Consider the following 16,140-nt stretch of genomic DNA (forward strand, 5'->3'; position numbering starts at 1 on the left):
CCGGAGCGGCCCTTTTTCTTGGTCGAAGTCAGACAAGAAAAAGGGCCCGCCGAAGCGGGCCCTTATCCGAGTACAGCCGATGACGGATTTAGGCGTCGACGGCGGCGTCCAGTGCGTTTTCCTGAATGAACTCGCGGCGGGGTTCCACCACATCGCCCATCAGCTTGGCGAACAGATCGTCCGTCTCGCCAGCGTGCTCGACCTTGACCTGCAGCAGGGTGCGGGCGTTGACGTCCAGCGTCGTTTCCCACAGCTGCTCGGGGTTCATCTCACCCAGACCCTTATAGCGCTGGATGGCGATACCCTTCTTGCCGGCGTCGAGGACGGCGGTGAGCAGGTCCAGCGGGCCGCGAACGGTGACCGTCTTGTCCTTGCGGCGGAACACGGCGGGCTTGTCGAACAGGCCGTCAAAGGCCACGGCGCGCTCGCCCAGACGACGGGCGTCCATGGAGCGGCCAAGGATTTCATCCAGCACCACGGTCTCGCTAACGGCGCGACGGATGCGCGTGAAGGCCACGCCGCCCTGTTCGGCCAGTGCGCCCGCCCACGGACCGTCACCCTCTTCGTTATAGAGGTTGAGGCGCACAGCAGCCTGTTCGGCGCGGGTCAGCAGCTCGCCATTGTTCTCGTCGAACAGACCCGCAAGGGCACCCTGTTCGATGGCAAAGGCCGGAGCGCGGGCCGCCAGACGGTCCACGCCTGCCTTGAAGGCCTTGGCCTCGCGGACCAGTTCCTGCAGGTCCAGACCCGCGCGGACTTCGCCATTGCCGGTTTCCAGCGTGGCGTCGGCACAGCCTTCCTCGATCAGGTAGGCGTCCATTTCCGCCTGATCCTTGATGTAGCGGTGCTGCTTGCCCTTGGAGACCTTATAGAGCGGCGGCTGGGCGATATAGACGTGGCCGCGCTCGATCAGTTCCGGCATCTGGCGATAGAAGAAGGTCAACAGCAGCGTACGGATGTGCGCGCCGTCGACGTCGGCATCGGCCATGAGGATGATCTTGTGGTAGCGCAGCTTGTCGGCGTTGAAGTCGTCGCGGCCGATGCCGGTACCTAGTGCGAGGATCAGGGTGCCGATGGTGTCGGACGACAGCATGCGGTCGAAACGCGCACGCTCCACGTTCAGGATCTTGCCGCGCAGGGGCAGAACGGCCTGGTTTTCGCGGTTACGGGCCTGTTTGGCCGAGCCGCCTGCGGAGTCACCCTCCACGATGAACAGTTCGGACTTGGCCGGATCGCGTTCCTGACAGTCGGCCAGCTTGCCCGGCAGCGAGCTGATTTCCAGCGCCGACTTGCGGCGGGTCAGTTCGCGGGCCTTGCGGGCGGCCTCGCGGGCGGCGGCGGCCTCGATGATCTTGGAAACGATCATCTTGGCTTCGGCCGGATGTTCCTCGAACCAGGTCGACAGGCCTTCCGAGCAGAGCGCTTCCACGGCGGGGCGCACTTCGGACGAGACCAGCTTGTCCTTGGTCTGCGAGCTGAACTTCGGATCGGGAACCTTGACCGACAGCACGCAGGTCAGTCCCTCGCGGGAGTCTTCGCCCGAGACGGAGACCTTTTCCTTCTTCGCCGCGCCAGCTTGATCAATGTAGCTGGACATCACGCGGGTCAGGGACGCGCGGAAGGCCGACAGGTGGGTACCGCCGTCGCGCTGCGGGATGTTGTTGGTGAAGCACAGCATCGTCTCGTGATAGCTGTCGTTCCACCACAGGGCGCAGTCGATCTCGATGCCGTCCTTCACACCTTGAATGGTGATGACGTCCTTGAGGATCGGGTTCTTGGACTTGTCGAGGTGGCGCACGAAGGCTTCGACGCCGCCCTCATAGTGCAGGATGCTCTCGATCGGCTCCGCTGGACGGTTGTCGCGCAGTTTGATCAGCACGCCGGAGTTCAGGAAGGCCAGCTCGCGCAGGCGGTGTTCCAGCGTTTTGAAATCGAATTCGATGAAGCGGAAGGTGTCGATCGACGGGAAGAAGGTGACCTCGGTCCCCGTCAGCAGCTGACCCGCCTTGGGGCCTTCGGTGCGAACCGGCGCATCGCCGACCACTTCCAGCGATTTGACGGTGTCACCGCGCTCGAAGCGCATGTGGTGCTTCTTGCCGTCGCGATAGATGACCAGTTCCAGATAGTCCGACAGGGCGTTCACAACCGAGACGCCCACGCCGTGCAGACCGCCCGAAACCTTGTACGAGTTCTGGTCGAACTTACCGCCCGCGTGCAGCTGGGTCATGATGACCTCGGCGGCGGAAACGCCTTCTTCCTCGTGGATGCCCACCGGAATACCGCGGCCGTTGTCGGTTACGGTGCACGATCCGTCGGCATTGAGGGTGACGGTCACCAGATCGGCGTGGCCGGCAAGGGCCTCGTCGATGGCGTTGTCCACCACCTCGTACACCATGTGGTGCAGGCCCGAACCGTCATCCGTGTCACCGATATACATGCCGGGGCGCTTGCGCACGGCATCCAGGCCTTTGAGAACCTTGATGGAATCGGCGCCGTACTCTGGCGCGGGAGCAGTCTGTTCGGTCATGAAAACGTCGGCTCAGGGTCCGTGGGTCGGACGGGGAAATGGCAACCTGATGGCCACCGGCTTCGTGACGCAATTCACTACGTCCCGAAGCTCCCAACATATAGGAATTTTGAGGCAAAAAGCCAGCTTTTGACGGCTTTTAAGCTGCGAAAACCCTGCACCCCGAGTGGTCTTAGACGTCAAAGCCTCTGGGGCTGACAGAGACGAACTGGGCCCGTCCTTCCAGCGCCGAAAACAGGGGGCGTTCGGTGCCCGTCATAAAGGCCTGAAGGCCAAGGGCTTCGATCTCGTCGAACAGGGCCGCACGGCGGGCTTCATCGAGGTGGGCGGGGGCCTCGTCCAGCAACAGGACAGGCTTGGCCGTGCCCTCGGCCAGTCGTGCGGTCTGGGCAAGGATCAGGTTCAGCACCAGCGCCTTCTGCTCGCCGGATGATCCCTCGGCGGCGGGGCGGTTCTTTTCGCGGTGGATGGCGGTCAGGTCCGTGCGGTGCGGCCCGAACAGGCTGCGGCCCGCCGCGCCGTCACGGGCGCGGGCGCGGGCAAAGCCTTCGCCCAGCATGGACAGGATGTCGCTTTCGTCCGCTCCATCCTGCGCCATCTGTTCCGCGGGCCCCTCAAGGCCAAGGTCGGCGAGGGGGAAGGGGCGGTCGGCGCGGGCGTCGATGCCTTCCTGAAGGGCTTTCAGCGCGGCAACGCGGTTGACGGCCGCGCGCGCTCCCGCCTCGGACAGGCGAGCCTCCAGCGCATCCAGCCACAGGGGATCGGGCCGCACATCTTCATTCGAGAGAAGGCGGATGCGCTCGCGAAGCGCCTTCTCATAGTTGGAGATGGCGGCGGCATGGTCGGGATTGGCGGCAAAGACCAGACGGTCGAAGAATTTGAGGCGGTCGGCGCGGGCGTCCGAGAACAGGCGATCCTGCTCGGGCGTGGCCCAGACGGGGCGCAAATGCTCCAGCATCCGGCCCGGTGCCGCCGTCTCTGCGTCGATGCGAACGATGCGGCGCGCGGACGGCCCCATGGTTTGAACGCCCGTGCCGATCCGGACCTCTCCGTCAGCGGTGTCCAGTGTGGTTGAGATACCCCACGGTCGGCCCATGGCCTCACCCGGTTCGCGGCGCCCCATCTCCGACGCCGTGGCCCCGCGCAACCCCTTGCCGGGGGTCAGCAGGCTGATGGCTTCCAGCAGATTGGTCTTGCCCGAACCGTTCGGCCCGTACAGCACCACAGGCCCGCCGGACAGATCCAGACGCGCCGCGCTGTAGGAACGGAAATCAGTGATGGCGAGGGAGGTGATCAAACGGATTTCTGACGACCGATGCGGCGGGACGCGAGGAAGTTAGCCTATAGCTCAAGCCTCGCCGATACCCAACGCATTGGAACCGTTGCCTTACGTTCCGCCTTCCGCTTTGTGCGGGCCGGATCTCTTCGGTGCCGCAAAGCGAAGGAGATCGATATGCAAGACATCCCCCGTCGGCCTCGGCCCCCCTATCCCCTTATCGCCATCATCTTTATGTTCCTGATAGCGGACCTGTTGCTTCTATTCCGGATGGGATCGGACATCCTGTTCTGATGTCAGGCCGATGAGCTATACCGTCGCCAACATCATCGGCACCGCAGCGGCCCTGTGTTCTGTCACCAGCTTCGCGCCTCAGGCCTTCAAAATCTGGAAGTCGCGCGATGCCTCTTCTGTCAGCCTCAAAACCTATGCCCTGACGGTCACCTGCTTTGTGCTTTGGGTTGTGTACGGCGTCATGACGCAGGCGTGGCCGGTCACCTTGGCCAACAGTTTCGCCCTGGTCATGTCGGCGATCGTGCTGACGATGAAATGGAAGTTCCGAGACCGGAAGCCGCAATGAAAATGGCCCGCCCCGTTTCCGGTGCGGGCCATAATCTATTGGCTCTGATGGCAGCTTAGACGCGCAGCGGCATCAGCACGTACTGAACACCGACGTCTGCCGGATCGAGCACCAGCGTGGGGCTGGCGGCGTCGGCGAATTTGAAGCTGGCGATCTCGCCGGTGATCTGGCCGGCGACGTCCAGCAGATAGCGGGCGTTGAAGCCGATTTCGAACGGCTCGTCCGAATAGCCGATTTCGACCTCTTCTTCGGCCTGACCGGCTTCCATGTTGCGGACGGTCAGTTTCACGCGGTCGTTGTCGAAGGCTAGCTTCACCGAGCGGCTCTTTTCAGCCGAGATGGTGGCAACGCGGTCAACGGCCTTGGCGAACAGGCTGTTGTCGATGTCGGCAGTGCGCTCGTTACCCTTAGGGATTACCCGCAGGTAGTCGGGGAAGGCGCCGTCGATGACCTTGGAGGTCAGGCTGGCTTCGCCGAACTCGAAACGGATCTTCTGGGCCGAGACCTGAATTTCCACCGGACCCGAACCATCGTCCAGCAGACGGCGGACCTGATCCACGGTCTTGCGCGGGACAATGACGCCCGGACCGCCCGCCGCACCTTCCGGCGCAGGGGTTTCCGCCAGTGCGAGACGGTGGCCGTCGGTGGCCACGGCGCGCAGCAGCGGGATGCCACCATCGGCGACGGTGTGCAGGTAGAGGCCGTTCAGATAATAGCGCGTTTCTTCGGTCGAGACGGCGAAACGGGTCTTGTCGATCAGGCGGGCCAGATCTTCCTTGGGCAGGGTGTAGCGCGCGCCCGAAGCCTCGTTCGACATGACGGGGAAGTCGCCCGCCGGAAGGACCGGAAGATTGAAGCGCGAACGGCCAGCGGCCACCACCAGACGGGGGTCATCGCCCGAATAGGTCAGGCTGACCTCGGCACCGTCCGGCAGTTTGCGGACGATTTCGTACAGGGTGTGGGCCGGAGCCGTAATCTGGCCCTCGACGTTTACCTGCGCCTCGGCCTCATCGACCATTTCCATGTCGAGGTCGGTCGCCGCGAACGACAGGCGGTCGCGGCCCGCCGTCAGCAGCACGTTCGACAGGATCGGAATAGTGTTGCGACGCTCGACGACGCTCTGGACGTGGCCCAGTGCACGGAGAAGCGCGGAACGTTCGATAGTCAGCTGCATATGGTCTCGCCCGGTCGCGATCGGGATTGACGCCCCCGATCGAAATATATGGAGGACGACACTAGCGGATTGCGCGTCAGCCGCAACGTCTGAGACTTAACTTGGGGCGCCTACTCACGAAATCCACAGGCTCAGCGGCTCCTAGGCCACGAAAAAGGCCGCGCTTCAGGAAAAGCGCGGCCGGATTTCGGTGAGGCAGGGAGGACTTAGCCGCGCAGTTTGCGGGTTAGGGCCTCTACGTCACGGGCGATCTGTTCGTCCTGCGACAGCATTTCCTCGATCTTGCGGACACCGTGCAGGACGGTGGTGTGGTCACGGCCACCGAAGCGACGGCCGATGTCCGGATAGGAACGGGTGGTGTGCTGCTTGCACAGATACATGGCGATCTGGCGCGGACGGGCGATGGCACGGGTGCGGCGCTCGCTCAGCAGGTCGGCCTGTTTCAGGTTGAAATGCTCGGCGACGGTCTTCTGGATTTCGTCGACAGTGATGCGACGCTCCGGACCACCGCGCATCGAGGTGCCCAGCAGGGACTGGACTTCTTCGACGGTCAGGCTCGACAGGCGGGCACCGGCAACGGCGGCCAGGGTGTTCACGGCGCCTTCCAGTTCACGCATGGAGCCCGGCGTACGGTCCACCATGTGTTCCAGAACTTCCGGACGGGCCTCGCCGGCGACGACACCCAGCTTGGCAAGGGCGCGCAGGCGGCTTTGGGCCACGGCGACCTTGAGGGTGCGGTCAGCGGCTTCGACCGGGCAGGTCAGGCCGGCAGCGAGGTGGCTGCGAAGACGCGGTTCGATATCGGTCAGGGCCACCGGCGCGCGGTCAGCCGACAGAACGATGCGCTTGCCGTCCTCGATCAGCGAGGTCAGGGTGTTCAGCAGTTCTTCCTGGGTGGAAGCCTTGCCGCCCACGAACTGGACGTCGTCGATCAGCAGCATGTCGGCGGTGCGAAGGCTGTCCTTGAAGGCCGCGGTCGAGCGGTCTTGCATGGCGCGCACGAAGGTCGACAGGAAACGCTCGGCGGTCAGGTAGATGACCTTGGCGTTCGGACGCAGGCGCTGGGCTTCCCAGGCGATGGCGTTCAACAGGTGGGTCTTGCCGTAGCCGTACGGGCCGCAGAAGAACACCGGATTGAAGTGGCCGTCAGCCCACGAGGCGACTTGTTTGGCGATGGCCAGAGCAAAGGCGTTGCCGTGGCCCTCGACAAAGGTGTCGAAGGTCAGGCGCTCTTGCAGGCCAGCGGCACGGACGGCGCGGGCGCTGTCGACCGAAGGGGCAAAGGTCGGCGCAGCCGGAGCCGCGGCAGGCGCGGTGCTGATGGAGTTCAGACGCGGCACTTCGCGCGCGGCCGACGGCAGGATCGAACCCACCTCGGCACGGCAGCGGACGTCCAGACGGCGCGACAGGCCATCCAGGCCCAGCCACAGCTCGTTCATGCGACGCAGCGCGTTTTGGCGAACCCAGTCCCGCGCATAGGCGGTGGGCGTCACGAGGATGAGATTGCCCTGTGCATCCACACGTACCGCCGAAGGGGCGATATAGGAGCTATAGGGGCCATCTCCGATTTCCGCTTTCAAGCGGTCTGCAGCTTCATTCCAGATCCGGTCCGGATCGGTCATCTGCCCCATTGCAACGCCCCCAATCATTATAGAGTCACCCGCCAGAGTTATTTCGTCATTCACCGTTGCAGCGCGCCTTCAGGAGCTGACATCAGGGACGACTTCTCCTGTCACGCCAAACATACATTTGGCGCGTGGGGTCGTTCTCACAGACAGACATCTCCGCCGAGGGAAACCTTTGATTTCTCTCGTTCTTCATCCTTGGGGATGGAAGTGCGTTACCCCTTGAACTTACTCAGCGGGCCGCGGGAATCAACGTGGATTCCGACTCATTTCTGCACTTAAATTTGTTGACTCGCGCAAACCCCCGTCAGGATTAGAGAAAAGGTATTTTTTTGCGGAGACGGCCTGCAAAATGTGCCGGGTACGGGGCATTGCAGACAGCAAGAAGGCGAGACAGCAAACGCCATCTCGCCTTTGAAATCGTTCGATTTTCTTGCAATACCCGTATCACGGGTATTTACGCTACGGTACGTAACCTATGCCGATTTTTACATCGGCACGGAGACGGACTTAAGCGGCCGACAGCTTCTTCAGCTGGGCAGCCAGACGGCTGACCTTACGCGAGCCGGTGTTCTTGTGAACGACGCCCTTCGAGACGGCGCGCATCAGTTCCGACTGAGCGGTGATGAAAGCGGCCTTAGCAGCTTCCACGTCGCCGCCGGTGACGGCTTCTTGGAATTTGCGCAGGTAGGTACGCACGCGGGTGCGGCGAGCCTTGTTCACTGCAGTCCGCGCTTCGATCTTGCGGATCGCCTTGCGGGCGCCGGCGTTGTTAGCCATTTGAAAAACCTTCGAACGATAAGCGCCACAAGCTGTGAAAGCCTACGGCGATGAAATCTCAAGAGCGGGCGGCTATAGCGGAAACCCTGTAATCGGTCAACGCAATGCCACCGGAATTGAGTCGGGACGGGGATTCAAGCCCTGCCGCCCCGACAGGTGTGGAGCCTTTTAGCGGCTGGTGAAGGCCGGCTTACGCTTCTCGATAAAGGCCGCCATGCCTTCCTTCTGGTCCTCGAACGCGAACAGCGAGTGGAACAGGCGGCGCTCGAACTGCAGACCTTGGGCGAGGGTGGTCTCGAAGGCGGCGTTGACCAGTTCCTTGTTGGCCATGACGGCCAGCGGCGACTGGGAGGCAATCTTGGCGGCAGCCTTGCGGGCCTCGTCCAGCAGTTCCTCAGCCGATACCACGCGCGACACCAGACCGGCACGCTCGGCCTCGGCGGCGTCGATCATGCGGGCGGTCAGGCACATGTCCATGGCCTTGGCCTTGCCCACGGCGCGGGTCAGGCGCTGCGAGCCACCGATGCCCGGCGCGACGCCGAGGTTGATCTCTGGCTGGCCGAATTTGGCGGTGTCGGAGGCGATGATGAAGTCGCACAGCATGGCCAGTTCGCAGCCACCGCCCAGTGCATAGCCCGAGACGGCTGCGATGATCGGCTTGCGGAAGCTGGCCACGCGGTCGTGGGCGCGGGCGAAGAAGTTTTCCAGATACATCTGGGCGTACGACTTGTCCGACATCTCCTTGATGTCGGCCCCTGCGGCAAAGGCCTTGGCCGAACCGGTCAGGATGACGGCGCGGATGCTGTCATCGGTGGCGGCGGCCTCGAGGAAGTCGCCCAGCTCGCCCAGCAGTTGCGAGTTCAGCGCGTTCAGCGCTTCGGGACGGTTCAGGGTGACGACGGCGTATCCGTCGTCATGACGCTCGACCAGCAGGGTGGAATAGGTGTCGGCCACAGATGGCTCTCCTTATTCATTTATACGGGCGAAGGTTTAGACCGTCCGGCGAACGGCACAACCTGTTTATGGTCAGGGGCTGGCTCAGCCCTTCTGGCAACGCGGACAGTAGAAGGTCGAGCGGCCACCCTGCACGATGCGGGCAACGGTGCCCTTACAGCCTTCGGTGCGGCAGGCTTCGCCCTCGCGGCCATAGACATCGAAACTGTGCTGGAAATAGCCCTGCCCGCCTTCGACATTGGCAAAGTCCTTGAGGGTCGAGCCACCGGCGCGGATGGCGTCGTTCAGGACATTGCGGACTTCTGTCGCCAGTCGCTCCAGCTTGGGCCGCGACACGGCCCCTGCGGCGGTGGTGGGGGCGATGCGCGCGCGGTAAAGTGCCTCGCACACATAGATATTGCCCAGCCCTGCCACGATCTTCTGATCCAGCAGGCTGACCTTGATATTCTGTTTGCGGCCCTTGAAGGCCTCGACCAGATGGCTGCCCGAAAAACTGTTGCCGAGAGGTTCCGGCCCCAGATCCTTGAACCAGGGGTGGTTTTCCACCTGATCGGTCGCGATCAGGCCCATGAAGCCGAAACGGCGCGCGTCGGCATAGCCCAGTCGGGTCAGCACACCATCCTTGTCGGCACAGGCGACGAAATGTTCGTGCGGGCCTTGGGTGGGGACGACATCCTCGAACGTTCCCAATGGATCGCCATCCAGCGTGAACCGGCCCGTCATGCCAAGGTGGGTGACCCACGTCTCGCCCGTGGACAGGGGCATCAGCAGATATTTGGCGCGGCGGTCCACCCGCAGGACGGTCGCCCCGTCCAGACGTTCGGCAAACCGATCCGGAAAGGGAAAGCGAAGGTCGGGGCGGCGGTGCAGCGAGCGTTTCAGCGTCGCGCCTTCCAGCACAGGCGTCAGACCCCGTCTGACGGTCTCGACCTCGGGTAGTTCGGGCATGGTTTCTCCTTCGCTAGGGGGAACCTAATGTCCCGAAGCGCAGGGTTGAAGAACCGGTCTGATATATCGTTGTCATTACGCCGAATTCGCGGTTAGCGTGCGCTCAATCATATCGGAGCGCGGTCCATGCGCTCCGGGATCAAGGATAATGTCCATGTCGGCACCCTCTGGCGGGGAAACGGCCCGCCCATCCGCAAAGCGGGTCGAGTTTACGCTCCGCGCCCTCATCCTCGGCTGTCTGCTGGCGGTCATCTTTACCGCCGCCAATACTTATCTCGGGCTCAAGGTCGGCCTGACCTTTGCCTCGGCAATTCCGGCGGCGGTGATTTCCATGTCGCTGCTGCGGGCCTTCAAGGGCTCGACCATCTGGGAAAACATGACCGTCCAGACCGTGGCCTCGGTCGGCGGGGCCATGAGCTCCATCATCTTCGTCCTGCCTGGTCTGGTGATGATCGGATGGTGGATGAATTTCCACTTCTGGGAGTCGTTCGCCATCTGTGCGCTGGGCGGCATTCTAGGGGTGACCTTCTCCATCCCCCTGCGTCGTACGCTCGTGGTTCAGTCCGAACTGCCCTATCCTGAAGGCGTCGCTGCTGCCGAGGTTCTGAAGGTCGGCTCTCCGGGCGAGGGCCAGACCGAGGAAGCCGTGCGCGAGAACAAGTCCGGCCTGTGGGTCGTGATTGGCGGCGCGATTGCCTCGGCCTTCTTCGGCTATCTGGCGGCGGCCAAGGTCTTTGCCGAACAGACGGCGGCCTTCTTTAGGATGCCGGCGGCGCTGGGCGGTGGTGCGACGGGCTTTGGCTTCTCCATGCAGTTCGCCCTTCTGGGTGCGGGTCACCTGATCGGTCTGGCTGTGGGCCTGACCCAGCTTCTGGGTCTGGCGCTGGCGTGGCTGATCTTTGTTCCGGTGCTGACCTCGCAGGGCTTTGTCGACTGGTCGGCGGCCCATGGTCTTGTCTCGGTGGCCGGTACGGTTCCGGCTGATGCCAGCGCCCAGGATCTGGCCATGGCGGTCTGGTCCAAGGAGGTGCGCTTCATCGGTGCCGGTGTGATCGGTGTGGCGGCCATCTGGACGCTGGCCAAGCTGGCTGGTCCGCTGGTGACGGGTCTGGCCTCGGCCTTTGCCGCACAGGACAAGCGCGCCCATGGCGAGGCGCTGACTCTGACCGAGCAGGATATCCCGATCAAGATGGTGGGCCTGCTGTCTCTGGTCTCTCTGGTAGGGATCGCCATCTTGCTGGCCGTGTTTGCCCAAGGCACCTCGCTGGCCGGTCAGTCCGTCCTGCTGGTCGTGGGGGGGCTGGCCTATGTCATCGTGGTCGGCTTCGCTGTGGCGGCGATCTGCGGCTATATGGCCGGTCTGATCGGCTCGTCGAACAGTCCGGTTTCGGGCGTGGGCATTCTGGCCATCATCGCCTCCTCTCTGTTGATGCTAGGCGTTCTGGCAGTGGCAGGGGTTCCGGCCGATCCGTCCGTGATCGCCTTTGCTCTGGTCGTGACGGCGGTGGTCTTTGCCGTGGCGGTGATCTCCAACGACAACCTGCAGGACCTCAAGACCGGCCAGCTGGTCGAGGCTACGCCGTGGCGCCAGCAGGCTGCCCTCATCGTCGGTGTGGGTGCAGGTGCCCTGGTCATTCCGTTCGTGCTGGACATGATGAACCAAGCCTTTGGCTTTGAAGGCGGTCCGGCTGCTATCGTCTCGGGGGCCGAGCCACTGGCTGCGCCGCAGGCGACCCTGATCTCGGCTCTGGCCAAGGGCGTGATCAGCGGTGATCTGCGCTGGGACCTGATCGGTGTCGGTGCGCTGATCGGTGTGGTGATCATCCTGATCGATATTGCCGTCCGCAAAGCCAGCAAGGGCCGTTTCAGCGTGCCGCCGCTGGCCGCCGGTATCGGCGTCTATCTTCCGGCCTATGTCACCACCATGCTGGTCATCGGTGCGGTGTGCGGCTGGCTGTATGAGCGCGCCATTGCCAGCACCCGCTTTGCCGATGTCGGTCGCCGCATGGGCGTCCTGCTGGCCTCGGGCCTGATCGTCGGGGAAAGCCTGTTCGGCGTGCTGACGGCTGCGGTCATCGTGGCCAGCCGCAATGAAGCGCCGTTCGCCCTCATCGGCGAGGGCGGTGCATGGCCGGCCATGTGGGCGGGGCTGATTGCGTTCGGCGCTCTGACCTTTGTCCTTTATCGTTGGACGATGAGGCGCTCGGCCAAGGTCTAGGCTGTGAGAGCGGAGACGAAAGCCTCCGCCGCATGGCTCAAAGCACGCTCCCTGTGGCGTAGCCGATAAAAGGGCCGCTCAGGCAGTTCGAGCGGCAGTTGAACCAGCCGCCCGGCTTCGATCAGAGGTCGGGCGGCCAGTTCCGAAATGGCGGTGACCATCTGTCCCGCACCGACCGCCGTCAGGATGGCTTCGTTCGACGGCAGCGTCAGTTCAACTCTCAAATCATTAGCCGACAGGCCATCGGGCAGGTGGCTCTCGAACTCGCTTCGGGTGCCGGACCCTGTCTCGCGCAAGGCCCAGCCCAGCGAGGCCAACTCTGCGGCTGACAGCGGGCGCGTACGACCAGCAAATGGATGGGCGGGGCTGGCCACGACGATCAGGCGATCCGCGCCGACGGCATGGCGTTCGAGTTGGTTCGCATCCTCGGCCCCCTCAATCAGGCCCAGTTCGGCCTCGGTATTCAGCAGGGCCTCGATGACCTGATGGGTATTGCCGATCCTCAGTTCCAGATCGATGGCCGGATGTCGGGCGCGAAAGGCGGCCATGCGCGGCGGCAGCCAATAGGCGGCGATGGTCTGGCTGGCATAGACCCGCACCAAGCCGCGCCTCAGCCCGGCCAGATCATCCAGAACCATCTGCGCGGCCTCGGCGCGTGACAGGACGGCGCGGGCCTCGGGCAGAAAGGCCTCACCCGCGCTATTGAGCGCCAGCCCCCGACCCACCCGGTCGAACAGGCGGATGCCGTGGCGGGTCTCCAGCGCATTGATGGCCGCGCTGACGGCAGACTGGGTCATGCCCAGATGCTCTGCGGCCCGCGTCATGTGCAGGGCCTCGGCCACGGCGCAGAAAATGCGAAGCTGTTCGAGTGTCATGTGTCATTGATCGATAAAATCGATTGTTAAGTCAAAAACAATCCGTTGGATCGATAGGTCTGGCTGGCCGATAGAAGGGCCAATGACCCAGACAGCCCTCACCGCAACGCCTGTTCGACTGTCTGTCGATACTGCGCTCAACCTCTTGCCGGGGCTGGCTATCTCGGCGGTGGTGGCTGGTTCTGCCCTCGCGCTTCAGGCCGTAGAGCGGCACGTTATCGGCTTTGCGTGGGTCGAAGCTCTGGTTCTGGCCATTTTGATCGGCGCGGGACTTCGCCTGTTCTGGTCGCCGTCGTCGCGTTTCATGCCGGGCATCCGGTTCAGCGCCAAAACCCTTCTGGAAGTCGCCGTCGCCCTCTTGGGCGCGACGGTGTCGGGCGCAGCGGTGGTGGCCTTGGGGCCGTGGCTGCTGCTGGCGATCATCGGGGTGGTCGCTGTGGCCATTGCGGGTGGCTTTCTGATCGGACGGGCCTTTGGCCTTCCGCCCGCCATGGCCTTGCTGGTGGCCTGTGGCAATGCGATCTGCGGCAACTCCGCCATTGCCGCGATTGCCCCCGTGATCGAGGCCGAGGGCGAGGATGTGGCGGCGGCCATCGGTTTTACCGCTGTGCTGGGCATCGCCGTGGTGCTGCTGGTCCCTGTGGTCGGGCACCTGTTGGGCTATCAGGCCACGGGCGTGGGTGTTCTGGCAGGGCTGACGGTCTATGCCGTGCCACAGGTTCTGGCAGCGGCGGCCCCCGCAGGGGCGGCGGCGATCCAGACCGGCGCTGTCGTCAAACTGGTGCGTGTCCTGATGCTGGGTCCGGTGTCACTGGTGCTGGGCCTTCTTCACGCACGGACGATCCATAAGGGCCAGCGTCCCAAGCTGTCGCATCTGGTGCCGTGGTTCATCATCGCCTTTTTGGCCCTAATGGGATTGCGCTCTGCGGGCCTGATCCCCGAGGCCATACTGGTGCCTTTGGATCACGGTGTGACGGCAATGACGCTGATGGCCATGGCGGCACTGGGCCTGATGGTGGACCCCAAGGCGGTGGTGCGGGCAGGGCCGCGTGTTGCGGCTGTGGCTGGGATTTCCGCCCTCATGATCGGGGCCTTGGCGGTCGGTGCGATCACCATTCTGCGGCTCGGCTAAAACACCTTGCCCCGATATTGAGCGGGCAACGCCTTATCGCTGCTCTGGTGTTTTTGGCTCCGGAGTTGTAAGAGGCCCCCGAAATCCTTCCCACATCTGCAGCTAGTTTGCAGCGGCGCGGGCCCCCCGTGACCGAACACAGTCCGCCCGAGCCCGAAATAATGAACCTACGTAACGTCGCCATTATCGCACACGTTGACCACGGCAAAACGACCCTGGTTGACGCTCTTCTCGCCCAGTCGGGTGTCTTCCGCGCCAACGAGGCGACCACGGAACGCGCCATGGATTCCAACGACCAAGAGCGCGAACGCGGCATCACCATTCTCGCCAAATGCACGTCCATCTTGTGGAACGGCAAGGCTGGCGAAACCCGCATCAACATCATCGACACCCCCGGCCACGCCGACTTCGGTGGCGAGGTTGAGCGTATCCTCGGCATGGTGGACGGCTGCGTCCTTCTGGTTGACGCCGAAGAAGGTGTCATGCCGCAGACCAAATTCGTTCTGACCAAGGCCCTGAAGATGGGCCTGCGTCCGATCCTGTGCATCAACAAGGTTGACCGCGCACACGCCGATCCGGACCGCGTTCTGAACGAAACCTTCGACCTGTTCGCCGCTCTGGGCGCGACCGACGAACAACTCGACTTCCCGGTCATCTACGCATCGGGCCGTTCGGGCTGGGCCTCGCTGGACCTGAACACCCCGAAGGACAACCTGCACGACCTGTACGACCTGATCGTCGACCACGTTCCGGCTCCGGCCGCTCAGGAACGCGTCAACGAGCCGTTCCAGATCCTGAACGTTCTGATCGAGTCCGATCCGTTCCTGGGCCGCATCCTGACGGGCCGTATCCACTCGGGTAAGGCTGTTCCGGGCATGGCCATCAAGGCCCTGTCGCGCGACGGCAAGACCATCGAACAAGGCCGTATCACCAAGGTTCTGGCCTTCCGCGGCCTGAAGCGCCAGCCGGTTGACGATGCCGAAGCCGGTGACATCGTCGCCATCGCCGGTATGTCGAAGGCCACCGTGGCCGACACCCTGTGCGCTCTGGAAGTCACCGACGCCCTGCCGTCGCTGCCGATCGACCCGCCGACCATCTCCATGACCGTTGGCGTGAACGACAGCCCGCTGGCTGGCCGTGAAGGCGACAAGGTCCAGTCGCGCGTGATCCGCGACCGTCTGCTGAAGGAAGCCGAAGCCAACGTCGCCATCCGCATCACCGAAACCCCGGGCGCCGACGCCTATGAGGTTGCCGGTCGTGGCGAACTGCAGCTGGGCGTTCTGATCGAGAACATGCGCCGCGAAGGTTTCGAATTGTCGATCTCGCGTCCGCGCGTGGTCTATCAGAAGGACGAGAACGGTCAGGTTCTCGAACCGATCGAAGACGTCATGATCGACGTGGACGAGGAATACTCGGGCATCGTCATCGAGAAGCTGTCGGCCCGTAAGGCCGAAATGACCGACATGGGCCCGTCGGGCGCAGGCAAGACCCGTATCCAGCTGAAGTGCCCGTCGCGCGCACTGATCGGTTATCAGGGCGAGTTCCTGACCGACACCCGTGGCTCGGGCGTGCTGAACCGCGTCTTCTCGCACTACGAACCGCACAAGGGCTCGATCGAAGGCCGCCTGAAGGGCGTTCTGGTGTCGAACTCGGACGGTGAAACCGCATCCTACGCTCTGTGGAACCTGGAAGAGCGCGGCGTGATGTTCGTCGGTGCCGGTGAAAAGACCTATCAGGGCATGATCATCGGCGAGAACTCGCGTTGGGATGACCTCGACGTCAACCCGATCAAGGGCAAGCAGCTGACCAACGTGCGCGCCTCGGGCAAGGACGAAGCTGTCCGCCTGACCCCGCCGCGCAAGATGTCGCTGGAGCAGGCCATCGCCTACATCGAGGAAGACGAACTGGTTGAAGTGACGCCGAAGAACATCCGTCTTCGCAAGGAAATCCTGAACCCGTCCTTCCGCAAGAAGCGCCAAAAGCCTGAGTAAGCTTTAGCTTACGAAGTCAGGGGCGGCTCAGACGAGCCGCCCCTTTTTCGTGCGCGTCAG

Annotated in this window: 12 protein-coding genes; 4 read left to right on the top strand and 8 right to left on the bottom strand. The window is 63.4% G+C overall.

Annotated features, from left to right (window positions below; genetic code table 11):
- Positions 1-88 precede the first annotated feature (88 nt).
- Together gyrB and recF are read right to left on the bottom strand one after the other, a co-directional pair.
- Positions 89-2,527 carry a DNA topoisomerase (ATP-hydrolyzing) subunit B gene (gene gyrB / locus Q0Y42_RS08820; RefSeq protein WP_297802570.1) on the bottom strand — a complete coding sequence of 813 codons (2,439 nt, stop codon included), beginning with the start codon at positions 2,525-2,527 and terminating at the stop codon, positions 89-91.
- A gap of 172 nt (positions 2,528-2,699) precedes the next feature.
- The gene (gene recF, locus Q0Y42_RS08825) at positions 2,700-3,824 is read right to left on the bottom strand and encodes a DNA replication/repair protein RecF (protein WP_297802573.1); all 1,125 of its coding nucleotides are present in this window, start codon (positions 3,822-3,824) and stop codon (positions 2,700-2,702) included.
- Between the two features lie 283 nt (positions 3,825-4,107).
- Between recF and Q0Y42_RS08830 the strand changes: the two genes are divergently transcribed.
- Positions 4,108-4,383: a SemiSWEET transporter gene (locus tag Q0Y42_RS08830; protein WP_297802576.1), complete on the top strand. Its 276-nt coding sequence runs from the start codon at positions 4,108-4,110 to the stop codon at positions 4,381-4,383.
- A gap of 55 nt (positions 4,384-4,438) precedes the next feature.
- On the opposite strand, the gene dnaN is transcribed toward Q0Y42_RS08830, so the two are convergent.
- From dnaN to mutM, 5 genes are all read right to left on the bottom strand, one after another.
- Complete coding sequence (gene dnaN, locus Q0Y42_RS08835) at positions 4,439-5,557, bottom strand: DNA polymerase III subunit beta (RefSeq protein WP_297802578.1); 1,119 nt, start codon at positions 5,555-5,557, stop codon at positions 4,439-4,441.
- Positions 5,558-5,763: 206 nt separating this feature from the next.
- Entirely contained in the window at positions 5,764-7,188 is a 1,425-nt protein-coding gene (dnaA, locus tag Q0Y42_RS08840) for a chromosomal replication initiator protein DnaA (protein WP_297802581.1), read from the bottom strand.
- 504 nt (positions 7,189-7,692) lie between these two features.
- Positions 7,693-7,962 carry a 30S ribosomal protein S20 gene (gene rpsT, locus Q0Y42_RS08845; protein WP_292051199.1) on the bottom strand — a complete coding sequence of 90 codons (270 nt, stop codon included), beginning with the start codon at positions 7,960-7,962 and terminating at the stop codon, positions 7,693-7,695.
- Positions 7,963-8,130: 168 nt separating this feature from the next.
- Complete coding sequence (locus Q0Y42_RS08850) at positions 8,131-8,916, bottom strand: enoyl-CoA hydratase (RefSeq protein WP_297802585.1); 786 nt, start codon at positions 8,914-8,916, stop codon at positions 8,131-8,133.
- An 84-nt stretch (positions 8,917-9,000) separates the two neighbouring features.
- The gene (mutM, locus tag Q0Y42_RS08855; RefSeq protein WP_297802588.1) at positions 9,001-9,864 is read right to left on the bottom strand and encodes a bifunctional DNA-formamidopyrimidine glycosylase/DNA-(apurinic or apyrimidinic site) lyase; all 864 of its coding nucleotides are present in this window, start codon (positions 9,862-9,864) and stop codon (positions 9,001-9,003) included.
- A gap of 154 nt (positions 9,865-10,018) precedes the next feature.
- On the opposite strand from mutM, the gene Q0Y42_RS08860 reads away from it, so the two are divergent.
- Positions 10,019-12,082, top strand: coding sequence for an oligopeptide transporter, OPT family (locus Q0Y42_RS08860; protein WP_297802591.1), 2,064 nt, complete (start codon positions 10,019-10,021; stop codon positions 12,080-12,082).
- On the opposite strand, the gene Q0Y42_RS08865 is transcribed toward Q0Y42_RS08860, so the two are convergent.
- Positions 12,079-12,957: a LysR family transcriptional regulator gene (locus Q0Y42_RS08865; RefSeq protein WP_297802594.1), complete on the bottom strand. Its 879-nt coding sequence runs from the start codon at positions 12,955-12,957 to the stop codon at positions 12,079-12,081. The genes Q0Y42_RS08860 and Q0Y42_RS08865 overlap by 4 nt on opposite strands.
- Before the next feature lie 82 nt (positions 12,958-13,039).
- Between Q0Y42_RS08865 and Q0Y42_RS08870 the strand changes: the two genes are divergently transcribed.
- Together Q0Y42_RS08870 and typA are read left to right on the top strand one after the other, a co-directional pair.
- Entirely contained in the window at positions 13,040-14,089 is a 1,050-nt protein-coding gene (locus Q0Y42_RS08870; RefSeq protein WP_297802597.1) for a putative sulfate exporter family transporter, read from the top strand.
- Between the two features lie 161 nt (positions 14,090-14,250).
- Entirely contained in the window at positions 14,251-16,080 is a 1,830-nt protein-coding gene (typA, locus tag Q0Y42_RS08875; protein ID WP_297802600.1) for a translational GTPase TypA, read from the top strand.
- Positions 16,081-16,140 lie beyond the last annotated feature (60 nt).

The sequence above is a fragment of the uncultured Brevundimonas sp. genome, assembly GCF_947305955.1.
In the GTDB taxonomy this organism is placed as follows: domain Bacteria; phylum Pseudomonadota; class Alphaproteobacteria; order Caulobacterales; family Caulobacteraceae; genus Brevundimonas.

Excerpts from the sequence above, each read along its gene's own strand:
- gyrB (WP_297802570.1), bottom strand. The coding sequence starts at position 2,527 with ATGACCGAACAGACTGCTCCCGCGCCAGAGTACGGCGCCGATTCCATC.
- Q0Y42_RS08830 (WP_297802576.1), top strand. The coding sequence starts at position 4,108 with ATGAGCTATACCGTCGCCAACATCATCGGCACCGCAGCGGCCCTGTGT.
- dnaN (WP_297802578.1), bottom strand. The coding sequence starts at position 5,557 with ATGCAGCTGACTATCGAACGTTCCGCGCTTCTCCGTGCACTGGGCCAC.
- dnaA (WP_297802581.1), bottom strand. The coding sequence starts at position 7,188 with ATGGGGCAGATGACCGATCCGGACCGGATCTGGAATGAAGCTGCAGAC.
- rpsT (WP_292051199.1), bottom strand. The coding sequence starts at position 7,962 with ATGGCTAACAACGCCGGCGCCCGCAAGGCGATCCGCAAGATCGAAGCG.
- mutM (WP_297802588.1), bottom strand. The coding sequence starts at position 9,864 with ATGCCCGAACTACCCGAGGTCGAGACCGTCAGACGGGGTCTGACGCCT.
- Q0Y42_RS08860 (WP_297802591.1), top strand. The coding sequence starts at position 10,019 with ATGTCGGCACCCTCTGGCGGGGAAACGGCCCGCCCATCCGCAAAGCGG.
- Q0Y42_RS08865 (WP_297802594.1), bottom strand. The coding sequence starts at position 12,957 with ATGACACTCGAACAGCTTCGCATTTTCTGCGCCGTGGCCGAGGCCCTG.
- Q0Y42_RS08870 (WP_297802597.1), top strand. The coding sequence starts at position 13,040 with ATGACCCAGACAGCCCTCACCGCAACGCCTGTTCGACTGTCTGTCGAT.
- typA (WP_297802600.1), top strand. The coding sequence starts at position 14,251 with ATGAACCTACGTAACGTCGCCATTATCGCACACGTTGACCACGGCAAA.